At 43.1% G+C, this 12,350-nt stretch carries 7 protein-coding genes, 2 tRNA genes and 3 rRNA genes; 1 reads left to right on the top strand and 11 read right to left on the bottom strand.

All coding sequences use genetic code 11. The features are described from left to right. Positions 1 to 32: 32 nt before the first annotated feature. Both ACQFX9_RS10560 and ACQFX9_RS10555 read right to left on the bottom strand, forming a co-directional pair. A complete protein-coding gene (locus ACQFX9_RS10560; protein WP_427161957.1) occupies positions 33 to 602 on the bottom strand; it encodes a DUF6174 domain-containing protein in 570 nt (189 codons plus the stop codon). Between the two features lie 70 nt (positions 603 to 672). Continuing rightward, positions 673 to 1,566 (bottom strand): ABC transporter ATP-binding protein, encoded by an 894-nt coding sequence (locus tag ACQFX9_RS10555; protein ID WP_427161956.1) that lies wholly within the window; start codon positions 1,564 to 1,566, stop codon positions 673 to 675. A 170-nt stretch (positions 1,567 to 1,736) separates the two neighbouring features. Here ACQFX9_RS10555 and ACQFX9_RS10550 point away from each other — a divergent pair, with 170 nt between their 5' ends. Beyond that, on the top strand, positions 1,737 to 2,975 hold the full coding sequence (locus ACQFX9_RS10550) for an ISL3 family transposase (RefSeq protein WP_427161955.1): 1,239 nt from the start codon (positions 1,737 to 1,739) through the stop codon (positions 2,973 to 2,975). Between the two features lie 69 nt (positions 2,976 to 3,044). On the opposite strand, the gene ACQFX9_RS10545 is transcribed toward ACQFX9_RS10550, so the two are convergent. The 9 genes from ACQFX9_RS10545 to ACQFX9_RS10505 form a co-directional block, all read right to left on the bottom strand. Next, positions 3,045 to 3,806 carry an ABC transporter permease gene (locus ACQFX9_RS10545; protein ID WP_427161954.1) on the bottom strand — a complete coding sequence of 254 codons (762 nt, stop codon included), beginning with the start codon at positions 3,804 to 3,806 and terminating at the stop codon, positions 3,045 to 3,047. Between the two features lie 28 nt (positions 3,807 to 3,834). Continuing rightward, positions 3,835 to 5,307 (bottom strand): BamA/TamA family outer membrane protein, encoded by a 1,473-nt coding sequence (locus tag ACQFX9_RS10540; RefSeq protein WP_427161953.1) that lies wholly within the window; start codon positions 5,305 to 5,307, stop codon positions 3,835 to 3,837. A gap of 130 nt (positions 5,308 to 5,437) precedes the next feature. Next, a complete protein-coding gene (locus tag ACQFX9_RS10535) occupies positions 5,438 to 5,692 on the bottom strand; it encodes a transposase (RefSeq protein ID WP_427161952.1) in 255 nt (84 codons plus the stop codon). Positions 5,693 to 5,961: 269 nt separating this feature from the next. Then, positions 5,962 to 6,789: a transposase gene (locus ACQFX9_RS10530; protein ID WP_427162852.1), complete on the bottom strand. Its 828-nt coding sequence runs from the start codon at positions 6,787 to 6,789 to the stop codon at positions 5,962 to 5,964. A gap of 318 nt (positions 6,790 to 7,107) precedes the next feature. After that, positions 7,108 to 7,225, bottom strand: a 5S ribosomal RNA gene (rrf, locus tag ACQFX9_RS10525). A 106-nt stretch (positions 7,226 to 7,331) separates the two neighbouring features. Further along, positions 7,332 to 10,155: ribosomal RNA gene (locus tag ACQFX9_RS10520) — 23S ribosomal RNA — on the bottom strand. Between the two features lie 180 nt (positions 10,156 to 10,335). Further along, positions 10,336 to 10,408: transfer RNA gene (locus ACQFX9_RS10515), tRNA-Ala, on the bottom strand. Between the two features lie 86 nt (positions 10,409 to 10,494). After that, a tRNA-Ile gene (locus ACQFX9_RS10510) sits at positions 10,495 to 10,568 on the bottom strand. Positions 10,569 to 10,727: 159 nt separating this feature from the next. Next, positions 10,728 to 12,215: ribosomal RNA gene (locus ACQFX9_RS10505) — 16S ribosomal RNA — on the bottom strand. The 16S, 23S and 5S rRNA genes sit together here with 2 tRNA genes alongside, the layout of an rRNA operon. Between the last annotated feature and the right edge of the window lie 135 nt (positions 12,216 to 12,350).

The following is a 12,350-nucleotide window of genomic DNA, read 5'->3' as shown; positions in this document are numbered from 1 at the left end:
ACATCGGTTTTCCCTTTTGCTTGTGGAGTATTTTAGGATGGAATTGGTGTAAAGCCACTAACACTGATTCTTTTACCAACAAAGCCAATTAATGTACAGTATTTGCCAGAGTGATCATTCAAAGGGCGGAAATTTAGCCATTGATGTTGACGATCTAATGATATTTCCAATTGATTGGGGTAGCCAAAGTGGTTGTCATAAGTAGCTTTAAAACCTAATTGACCATCACAAATACATCCATTCGGCCCACATTTATTGCCATCTGCTATGGATGAAATTTCTTGAAATAATTCACTTACAGTTACAAGTGGTACACTAGCACAGGTGTTTTTACCTACAGCAATTACTTTCTCATTTTTAATTTCTACCTCTTGTTGACAATTAAAAGGAGCAGAATAATTAATCTGCAAGCGATAGTGTGAGACAGCTTGTGTTTCCCAAGTTTTCTTAGCTTGTGTTAGTCGGTTTTGAAAGTAATGTTTCCAGAACAACTGGTGACTAAAAATAGCCACACCAGCAATACTAAATACTGACAATATCGTTATCATTCTTAGAGGTACAGGCTTCCCCTCTGTCTGGAGCGATCGCTGGTCAATTGTCATAGTATAAGTTTATTAGTTTAGTAGTTCATAATCTTAATTACATCAACTACAGAGTGATTTTCGGATACTACTAGCTTTTTTTGGTCACTTCTAGATAAATATGCTCTAATCCCACGTTTTGACGAGAGATTGATTCTATTGCTATCCCTGAAAATTTCTCAATAATTTCACTGAGTTCTAATGTTTCCGGTAGCCAGAAAGCCAACTGACTACCATAATATCTATAATGAAAACCATATCCTTGAGCGCGGGCGATCGCAACTTCTGGAGTCGGAGTTTGTATCAAAACTATAGCTTGGGCTGGAATTAAATGGCGTAATTCTGCTAAACTCCCTTCCACTAAAAGTCTACCTTGTTTGAGAATACCTACTCTGTCACACAATCTTTCAGCTTCGTCTAATAAATGTGTGGTCATTAAAACCGTGACACCCTGATGTTTGAGGTTTTGAATTAATTCCCAAACTTCATATCTAGCCTCGATATCTAACCCTGTAGTTGGTTCATCGAGAATGACTAATTTGGGTTGATGTACTAAAGCCACAGCAATATTTAAGCGGCGTTGCATTCCTCCACTTAACGTTTCTACAGGGTTTTTAGCTTTATCTAATAAATTGACAGCAGTAAGTGCTGCTTTGACTTGTTGTTGGCGTGTGGCTTTATTTAAACTGTAAATATCAGCGAAAAAGTTTAAGTTTTCCTCACAGGATAATGTTTTGTATAATAAATTTTCCTGTGGTGCAATCCCAATCATTTTTTTTGTGGCTTGTGAAATACATTGATGATTAATGGTAATTTCACCACTATCAGCCTGAAGCAAGTTACAAATAATATTAATTATTGTTGTTTTCCCTGCACCATTAGCACCTAATAAACCGTACACTTCTCCTGAATTAATTAATAAATTAATATCTTGCAAAACCTGACTCTTGCCATAAGATTTATTTAAATTAGTAATCTTGAGCATATTTTTATGGTTCTTCAGGACTTGTTATGCTAAAAAATGAAATAGAAATGCAAGAATCAGTAAATATTTTATCCAAATAGTGAATAAAAATCTTGTTGTACTTGACACAGAAGCAATATTTGTCCTTAAGTATAAATACAACAAAAATAAATTTGTGATAAATATCAGTAATGATTAAGAAAAGAGCTATAAAAGTTTTAACAGAACTCCTGGGTTTAAAAGATATAAAAGTTATAGGAGAAAGCATTTATGAAGGGATTGGAGTGATTTTACAAACGGAGTCAACAATATCATATAGTGTTTGTCCACACTGTGGAACAAAAAGTGAGAAATTACATCAAAATCATCGGCATATTGTCAAAGATTTGCCCTGGGGAGAGAAACAGGTATTTTTAGAAATAAATAGAAGACAATTTAAATGCAATAGATGTAAAAAACCTTTTAGTGAGGAGCTAGAATTTGTAAAGAAAAAAAGAACTTATACAAAACGACTGGCAGAGAAAGTAATCCAAGAAGTGTTAGACAATGATATTCACAGTATAGCGTCCAAAGGAATAGTAACAACCGAAGAAATAGAAAGAATGTTAAAAGACGCATCTGATGCTAGAGGGGATACTAAACCATCTGGATTAAAAAGGCTAGGAATAGATGAAATAGCCTTAGTTAAAGGCAAAGGGCATTACTGTGCAGTATTAATAGACTTAGACACATCTAAACTCTTGGCTATTTTGAATGGAAGAACACAAGAAATAATCAAAGAAACCCTGAATGGATGGGGAACAGAAGTTTTAGAAGAAATAAAAGAGGTGAGTATAGATTTATGGCAAGGTTATAAAAAGTTAGTCACAGAATTGATGCCAAATGCTCAATTAGTTGCAGACAGATTTCATGTAATGACACAAATTAATCAAGAATTAGATACACAAAGAAAAACCGAAAAAAGAAACATAGAACGCCTGATAAATGCAACAAAGATTGCCTCAAAAAAGGCAGAATATGAAATAATATTGTCAGGGTTAAAAAATAGTAAATACCCCTTACTTAAAAATGAAGACAGTCTAAATGATGAGCAACTAAATAAACTAGCACAAGTTCAGGAAGTATCTACTATTTTGAAAGAGATGCACAGATTAAAAGAAAAACTTAGACAAATTTTTAATCAGACAAATGATTGGTATACGGGGGTGTTCAAATTTGGTATGTGGTTATCAAAAGCCAAAAAATACTTTCCTCGAAGCCACAATACTATTATTCGGTGGTTTGATGAAATTATCGCTTACTTTGATCATCGAACAACTAGTGGTGCTGTTGAGGGAATCAACAACAAGCTTAAGCTAATTAAACGTTCTGGATATGGATTTAGAAATTTTGAAAACTTCAGAATTAGATGCTTGTTAAATTGGGCATAGACTATTAGTTTAGCATAACAAGTGATGAAGAGCCATTTTTATTGATATTGGCTATTTTTATAAACTTCTTTATACAACTAACATTCGTCTATAACATAACCAACCGCCTATTACCATTGCAATGGTAAATATCAATAAAAATCTCAAGTTAATTATAATTTCGTTGATCAATTTACCTTGAGAAGAAACAGCCACTAGAGCCTCATTCATGTGATAAATCGGATTAAATTGAGCAATATTGACTAGAGTTTTAGGAAATAAAGTAGCAGGTAGAAATGCCCCACCTAAAATTAACAAAGGCACACCAAAAGCCGCTACTAAAGCATTCACATCTTCAATACGTCGTGCTAATTGTGTACCCAAAATAAACCCTAAGCCGACATAAGCAGCAATACTCATCAAAATAATTGCTATTCCTAATAACCAAGAACCTCTAAAAGTCGCACCCCAAAAAGCTGCGATTGTATAAATTAAAATAGTCTGTCCAATACCGATGCAACTATGAGCCAAAAAAATTCCTAAAAAATAGGAAGTACCGCTTAAAGGAGATAGAAATAAACGTTTAATGGTTTGTTGTTCTCTTTCTGCAACTATAGTGGCGACAGTTCCACCTAAACAGCTAAAAAATAACGCCGCACCTACTAAAGTAGAAGGTGCAGCATAGGAAAAAGCATCAGCTAAGGGTAAGTCGGCTCTTTCTGCCAAAATATATCCACTGAGAGTTAACACTGAAATAGGAAATATACACCAAAAAATTAAACTGCGCCGACAACGAAATAATTCAATTAAAATGCGTCGTGTTACAGCTATAGTTTCGCGCCAATATTTCATAAGTTGAAGATGGGGAAGAGACTAACTGTTAAAATTTCTGCCCAGTGGTGAATTCTAATCTGACTTCTCCTTGGTTGCTGACTCCTAAATCACCCCGCAAAACTCCAAAGGGTGAATTCAAACGAACTCCTAAACCATAACCAAAGCCACTTCCAGGCTTATCTCTGACTACTCCAGGTTCTCCCAGGACTGTTTTACCAGAACCAAAGTCTGAGGCAAAATCAGTAAAAACAACTCCACCAATGTATTCCATAATCGGGAAACGGTATTCCACAGAAGCTAACCCATAACTGCGACCACTCGCCAAGTCTCCGTAGCCGTAACCCCTGACAGAATTTGCACCCCCAAGATTAAACGCATTGGCTGGGGGAAAATCTCCAAGAATTGTACCCAGTTGAAAATTCACAGCTACCATTTCAGGGTTGTCTGTTAACTTATTTTTACCCAGCCAGTTGACTGGTAAATACTGGACGTAGTTTCCCTGTAGTCGGTTACTGGAAATACTCCCCAACCCGATAGGGATAGCTTGGGCGGTGCTAAGGGTGAGAATTGATCCTTGTGTGGGGTTATTGGGGTGATCGCGTCTATCTTGATTTACACTAAAAGACACGGTAAATAAATCATCAATCCCTGTACCACTCACAGAAAGCGGATTCCCTAATTTATCTTGTTGAACGACATCATAATCTTGGTTACGCAGACTAATTCTGGTGTAATTTAAACCTAACTCTGTATCCCAATCATTGAAAGAACGCAACAACGCCACAGAACCGCCAAATCTCCCTTCGCGAATTCTGTCACCGTTAGCTAGTCTAATCTCATCATCAAAAACAGGGGATAAATCGCGATCGCGAAAAACTTTGATACTATAACCAAAACGTTCTGGTTGATCTGCACGATAAGGACTGATCAACTGGCTGGCGAACTGCACATCCTTACCGCTAACTTGCACTGTAGTAGTTAATTGGTCATTAACACCGTTAATATTGCCGTCTCGATAACGCACTTGACCGTAAAGTCCAATATCACTGTTACTTCCCGCCCCAAAACTCCAACTCGGAAAGTTGCGTTCTTTGATATCGTAAATGATGCTGACTTGAGAGTTCTTTTCTTGGGGAGTAGCCCTAACAAAATCGACAGATTCTAATGTCCGCAATCTTTGTAAGTCTGCTGCTAATGTATCTTCCTGAAATACTTCACCTGGCTGGAGTTGCAGCACACTGAGGATAAAATCCCTTTCTGTGCGTCCTGGAATTGCTTTTCCCTGGTCATCAACCACCCTACCCCGTTCATCCATAAAGCGAATCTGAATATCTCGCACAATTCTAGGCGTATATTCAATAGTTGTGGGTACCTCTACATACCCTCCATATTTAGCGTAACCATTGATTTCTCCAGCACTAGTCCCATGCGGAGTATCTGCTGGGGAATTCGCCAGCACTACCTGTTCCCACCCCAGAAATATTCCTAGCACCAAAACAACAACTGTTGAAACACGCATATTGGTAATAAATTACGGTAACTAATGTTGCCTGATATCTTAAGTGTAAGCGATTACCTAACAATTAAAATAGTCATCCCAGAGCAAGTAGTATTAATTACTCAAATGGCGATCGCAAATTACTACCTTTTTAGGCAATTATATGTTCTATGGGGTTAAATTCAGGTGAATAAGGTGATAAATAAACGACCCTGGCGCCGACGGATTCGATCATTTCACTAATCCCCTTCATTTTATGGGCTTTGAGATTATCCATGACCACTACAGTCCCTGTCCACAATTTCGGTAATAGCTCTTGTGCGACAAATTGTTGGAAGTCTTCTCCATTCATTGATTGCCCTAATGTCTTGAGTGCCAGGATGGATTTGTTACTAATAGCCCCCACTACGGTAACTCGGCTGCCACGGTAAAATGGTTTGACTACACTCTGTCTCCCTTTTTACTTCTGCCCATTCCCCTCATTAATCCGAGTAATACTCCCATTTCATCCACAAAAACTAGGTCATCCGCAAGAACATCTCGGATGCCATCCCAGTAGTCTAACCTTTTGGTTTGTGTAATTTCTGTTCCTGCTTGACTGCTTCGTACTGTTTTTTTTGATAGTGAGCTTCTGTTTTTGAAGAAATCTGCACATTGCACTCCATTGGTCACAAGTTAAGGTTGTGAGGCAGTTGTCAAGGGGATTTTAGAAGGTGGTTGAAAGAAAAATTCAGGAGTACCTCGCTGCTTCTCAGGGAAGGGTGCAACAATGAGCTTTATGTTTGGTTTTTGTTGACGTTTAACAATGCCTAAATCTTGATTTTCAGGGGATGCAAAATATTTGATAGGGTCAGTTGCTAGACCTTTTTGATGAGCAACATAAAAATGATAAAGACCGCGATAAATCATCTCTAAAGAAATGGAATCAAAAGGTAGAGAAAGTTGGTCAGCGACAGCATCGCCTAAATCGACCAACACAGCATAAAATAACCAAGTCCCCCAAATCTGCAATTGAACACCATTAATTGAACCAGTGCATAAGTAACTTAAACCCAAAAGCCGCTTTACAGTATTAAAAGCATCTTCAATTCTCCATCTTCGGCGGTACAAATCAGCCACAACATAGGGTGGTAAAACTGTAGGGTCAAGCACACTAGTTAAATAGGAATGCCATGTCTTACCTGAACGAATTTCAACCAGACGTAAAGTAATAAACGGAGTTTTCTTTGTGCCAGAACCAAGACGTATCAGACGGTCTTTCAGAGCAAAGCTATCTGTAAATACTTGTTCACACCACAAAAACCCTTCCCTTGATAACATCCTTGTCAGTTCCGTGACTCCCGCAACATCACGCCACAGTAGAGTTAGCACTGCTGCCACCATTAATGGTAAGTTGAGAATCCTGTCTCTTAATCCCAGTTGACGGTAGTAATTTTCTTGTGAAGTGATTGCTGGTGTAAGTAACTGCTCAAGTTGCTGGGCAATTACTTCATCTTCCATCATTGGGCGTTGCTTCTTTTTAGCATGATCTCGGTTGGTTTTACGACTGCTACTCATGGTTTTTTACAATCGCTCAATTACTTGCATTAACTGAGTTTCACATAATTTTTTCTTTCCGCAAATCCTACTTTCCTATATACTGATAATGATAATCAAAGACTGATTGACAAAATTCGCTCTTTTTTAACTTGTTCCGAATGAATATAGAGGATTCCTCTCATCACCAATACATTTACATTGTCCATAAATCTGTGAGAAGAAAAAGAGGACAAAGAAACCCCTTACACACTATGTGTAAGGGGTTTCTTTGTCGATTAGAGAACCTGGCGACGAGCGATTGTAGCAGGAGGCGACCCTCAAACTATCGTAGCCGCAGCAGCGTTTCACAACTGAGTTCGGGAAGGGGTCAGAGTGGTTCCACCGCGCCATAGACACCAGGAAAGAATTCAAAATTCAAAATTCAAAATTCAAAAAAGAATCAAGAAGTTTAAATTCGAGGGTACAGAGACCCTGAAGACTGCAAGAAACGCGATTTACCAATTTTAGAGGTCAAGCCCTCGGTCTATTAGCACGGCTCGGCTACATACATTACTGCACTTCCACCTACCGCCTATGAACGGGTGTTCTGCCCGTGACCTTACTCACTTAAAGTGATGAGAACACTCATCTTGAGGTGGGCTTCCCACTTAGATGCTTTCAGCGGTTATCCGCTCCGCACTTGGCTACCCAGCGTCTACTGTTGGTACAATAACTGGTACACCAGCGGTGCGTCCTTCCCGGTCCTCTCGTACTAAGGAAGGCTCCTCTCAATGTTCTAACGCCTGCACCGGATATGGACCGAACTGTCTCACGACGTTCTGAACCCAGCTCACGTACCGCTTTAATGGGCGAACAGCCCAACCCTTGGGACGTACTTCCGCCCCAGGTTGCGATGAGCCGACATCGAGGTGCCAAACCTCCCCGTCGATGTGGACTCTTGGGGGAGATCAGCCTGTTATCCCTAGAGTAACTTTTATCCGTTGAGCGACGGCCATTCCACTCTGCGCCGTCGGATCACTAAGGCCTACTTTCGTACCTGCTCGACTTGTCGGTCTTGCAGTCAAGCTCCCTTTATGCCTTTACACTCGCCGCACGGTTTCCAAGCGTGCTGAGGGAACCTTTGCGCGCCTCCGTTACCTTTTAGGAGGCGACCGCCCCAGTCAAACTGCCCACCTGAAACTGTCCTTCTACCGGATAACGGTAGTAAGTTAGAATCCTAGCTTCGCCAGAGTGGTATCTCACCGTTGACTCCCTTCTCCCCACAAGGAAAAGTTCATCGTCTCCCACCTATCCTGCGCAAGCGAAGCCCGGACACAATTCCAGGCTACAGTAAAGCTTCATAGGGTCTTTCTGTCCAGGTGCAGGCAGTCCGTATCTTCACAGACATTCCTATTTCGCCGAGTCTCTCTCTGAGACACCATCCAGATCGTTACGCCTTTCGTGCGGGTCGGAACTTACCCGACAAGGAATTTCGCTACCTTAGGACCGTTATAGTTACGGCCGCCGTTCACCGGGGCTTCGGTCGTCAGCTTCATGTTACCACTGACCAACTTCCTTAACCTTCCGGCACTGGGCAGGCGTCAGCCCCCATACTTCCTCTTACGAGTTTGCGGAGACCTGTGTTTTTGGTAAACAGTCGCCTGGATCTCTTCACTGCGACCCACTTTCGTGGGCACCCCTTCTTCCGAAGTTACGGGGCCATTTTGCCGAGTTCCTTAGAGAGAGTTATCTCGCGCCCCTTGGTATTCTCAACCTCCCTACCTGTGTCGGTTTCGGGTACGGGTAATCTACGTTCATCACATTACTAGCTTTTCTTGGCACTATCCTTCACTACTCGGAGTTCGTAAACTCCTCCCAAACCAATCAGGGTGTAGCTATCTTTCATGCGTCCCTAGCAATGCTCCCGTACATTAGTCAGGGATTGTTGACCCTGTGTCCATCGACTACGCCTTTCGGCCTCGCCTTAGGTCCCGACTAACCCAGAGTGGACGAACCTGGCTCTGGAACCCTTAGGGTTTCGGGGCATTGGATTCTCACCAATGTTTGCGCTACTCAAGCCGACATTCTCACTTCTATACAGTCCACACCTGCTTGCCGCTAGTGCTTCACCCCATATAGAACGCTCCCCTACCGATTATTATTAGTAATCCCACAGCTTCGGTACATTGCTTAGCCCCGTTCATTTTCGGCGCAAGATCGCTTGACTAGTGAGCTATTACGCACTCTTTCAAGGGTGGCTGCTTCTAGGCAAACCTCCTAGTTGTCTTTGCAATCTCACCTCCTTTATCACTTAGCAATGATTTGGGGACCTTAGCTGGTGGTCTGGGCTGTTTCCCTCTTGACAATGAAGCTTATCCCCCACTGTCTCACTGGCAATGTGTTCTCTAGGTATTCTGAGTTTGTCTCGATTTGGTACCGGTCTCCCAGCCCGCACCGAAACAGTGCTTTACCCCCTAGATTTAATCATTACCGCTGCGCCTCAACACATTTCGGGGAGAACCAGCTAGCTCCTGGTTCGATTGGCATTTCACCCCTAACCACACCTCATCCGCCGATTTTTCAACATCGGTCGGTTCGGACCTCCACTTGGTGTTACCCAAGCTTCATCCTGGACATGGTTAGATCACCAGGGTTCGGGTCTATAACTACTGATTATCGCCCTCTTCAGACTCGGTTTCCCTTTGGCTCCAGCTTCTAACGCTTTAACCTACCAGTACCTATAACTCGCCGGCTCATTCTTCAACAGGCACGCGGTCATCCGTTTAATCGGACTCCCACTGCTTGTAAGCTTATGGTTTCATGTTCTATTTCACTCCCCTTTCGGGGTTCTTTTCACCTTTCCCTCGCGGTACTTGTTCTCTATCGGTCACACAGTAGTATTTAGCCTTACGAGATGGTCCTCGCTGATTCACATGGGATTCCTCGTGCCCCATGCTACTCGGGATTCAGCTCCTATCCTTTGGTTTTCGACTACAAGACTCTCACTTTCTCTGGTGCATCTTTTCAATGCTTCGTCTAACCTTAGCGATTCGTTTTTGCTGTCCCACTACCCCAGTCAGTAAACCGACTGGTTTAGGCTCTTCCCCTTTCGCTCACCACTACTTAGGGAATCTCTTTTGATTTCTTTTCCTCCAGCTACTAAGATGTTTCAGTTCGCTGGGTTGGCTCTTTCCTGTCTATATATTCAACAGGTAGTATTCAGGGTTGCCCCATTCGGACACCTCCGGCTCATAGTTTGCTTCCAACTCCCCGGAGTATTTCGTCGGTAACCACGTCCTTCTTCGCCTCTGTGTGCCTAGGTATCCACCATTAGCTCTTATTCGCTTGACCACTTCACAATTGGTTTCTATCCTGCAAACACTTTATATCTTTCCAATACTTGTGTCTGCCTGCTCTAATCGCGTTTCTATGCAGTTTTCAAGGTTCTGGCTGAGTTCCCTCAGCAGTCTAACAAGAGTTAGTTGCTGATTCTTTCTCTGTTTCTCGAAGCTTTTCTTGCTTCTTTTCATGTGGAGGTTAGCGGACTCGAACCGCTGACATCCTGCTTGCAAAGCAGGCGCTCTACCAACTGAGCTAAACCCCCCCACACAATTCAAAATTAAAAATTCAAAATTCAAAATTAAATAAACCATTTTGAATTTTGTATTTTGAATTTTTCATTGCTTCAGGTGGGCCATCCTGGACTCGAACCAGGGACCTCACCCTTATCAGGGGTGCGCTCTAACCACCTGAGCTAATAGCCCATACGAACCTCATTATTAGTTTGAAAGCCTTTCAACTTCTGCGACCGACCTAGAGTAGACCATCTCAGTCTCTATTTGCTTTTAGCTTTTCGCTTTTGGTTTTTCGCCTTTCACTTCCAGCTTTCGGCTTTCGATTTCTGATTTGGGTAGGTCTCCCTAAAAGGAGGTGATCCAGCCACACCTTCCGGTACGGCTACCTTGTTACGACTTCACCCCAGTCACCAGTCCTACCTTAGGCATCCCCCTCCTCGAAAGGTTGAGGTAATGACTTCGGGCGTGACCAGCTTCCATGGTGTGACGGGCGGTGTGTACAAGGCCCGGGAACGAATTCACTGCAGTATGCTGACCTGCAATTACTAGCGATTCCTCCTTCACGAAGGCGAGTTGCAGCCTTCGATCTGAACTGAGCTACGGTTTCTTGGATTTGCATCACATCGCTGTGTAGCTGCCCTTTGTCCGTAGCATTGTAGTACGTGTGTAGCCCAAGACGTAAGGGGCATGCTGACTTGACGTCATCCCCACCTTCCTCCGGTTTGTCACCGGCAGTCTCTCTAGAGTGCCCAACTTAATGCTGGCAACTAAAAACGAGGGTTGCGCTCGTTGCGGGACTTAACCCAACATCTCACGACACGAGCTGACGACAGCCATGCACCACCTGTGTTCGCGCTCCCTAAGGCACTCCTTCCTTTCAGAAGGATTCGCGACATGTCAAGTCTTGGTAAGGTTCTTCGCGTTGCATCGAATTAAACCACATACTCCACCGCTTGTGCGGGCCCCCGTCAATTCCTTTGAGTTTCACACTTGCGTGCGTACTCCCCAGGCGGGATACTTAACGCGTTAGCTCCGGCACGGCTCGGGTCGATACAAGCCACGCCTAGTATCCATCGTTTACGGCTAGGACTACTGGGGTATCTAATCCCATTCGCTCCCCTAGCTTTCGTCCCTCAGTGTCAGTTACGGCCTAGTAGCACGCTTTCGCCACCGGTGTTCTTCCTGATCTCTACGCATTTCACCGCTACACCAGGAATTCCTGCTACCCCGAACGCACTCTAGCTTTGTAGTTTCCACTGCTTTTATGAGGTTGAGCCTCACTCTTTAACAGCAGACACACAATGCCACCTGCGGACCCTTTACGCCCAATCATTCCGGATAACGCTTGCATCCTCCGTATTACCGCGGCTGCTGGCACGGAGTTAGCCGATGCTTATTCCTCAAGTACCTTCAGTTCTTATTCCTTGAGAAAAGAGGTTTACAACCCAAGAGCCTTCCTCCCTCACGCGGTATTGCTCCGTCAGGCTTTCGCCCATTGCGGAAAATTCCCCACTGCTGCCTCCCGTAGGAGTCTGGGCCGTGTCTCAGTCCCAGTGTGGCTGATCATCCTCTCAGACCAGCTACTGATCGTCGCCTTGGTGCGCTCTTACCACACCAACTAGCTAATCAGACGCGAGCTCATCTCTAGGCAATAAATCTTTTACCTTCCGGCACATCCGGTATTAGCCACCGTTTCCAGTGGTTGTCCCCGACCTAGAGCTAGATTCTCACGCGTTACTCACCCGTCCGCCACTATCACCTAAGTGACCGTTCGACTTGCATGTGTTAAGCATACCGCCAGCGTTCATCCTGAGCCAGGATCAAACTCTCCGTTTTGTATAGAATCGTTTGTTTAGCTCTTTCTTTGGCTGCTCTTTCTACACCTCAGCCTGGTGTGTATTTTTCTTGACGCAGGCTAGTTGTTTTTTTCTGGCTTTCAAACTATAATTTTTTCAAGGTTCGGTCGCCCCG

The organism is Aliinostoc sp. HNIBRCY26 (assembly GCF_050235535.1).
Classification (GTDB): Bacteria; Cyanobacteriota; Cyanobacteriia; order Cyanobacteriales; family Nostocaceae; genus Trichormus.
This window is presented reverse-complemented; position numbering and strand designations above follow the sequence as displayed.

Bases quoted from the DNA above. Each gene is read 5' to 3' on its own strand.
- ACQFX9_RS10560 (WP_427161957.1), bottom strand. From the start codon at position 602: ATGACAATTGACCAGCGATCGCTCCAGACAGAGGGGAAGCCTGTACCT.
- ACQFX9_RS10555 (WP_427161956.1), bottom strand. From the start codon at position 1,566: ATGCTCAAGATTACTAATTTAAATAAATCTTATGGCAAGAGTCAGGTT.
- ACQFX9_RS10550 (WP_427161955.1), top strand. From the start codon at position 1,737: ATGATTAAGAAAAGAGCTATAAAAGTTTTAACAGAACTCCTGGGTTTA.
- ACQFX9_RS10545 (WP_427161954.1), bottom strand. From the start codon at position 3,806: ATGAAATATTGGCGCGAAACTATAGCTGTAACACGACGCATTTTAATT.
- ACQFX9_RS10540 (WP_427161953.1), bottom strand. From the start codon at position 5,307: ATGCGTGTTTCAACAGTTGTTGTTTTGGTGCTAGGAATATTTCTGGGG.
- ACQFX9_RS10530 (WP_427162852.1), bottom strand. From the start codon at position 6,789: ATGATGGAAGATGAAGTAATTGCCCAGCAACTTGAGCAGTTACTTACA.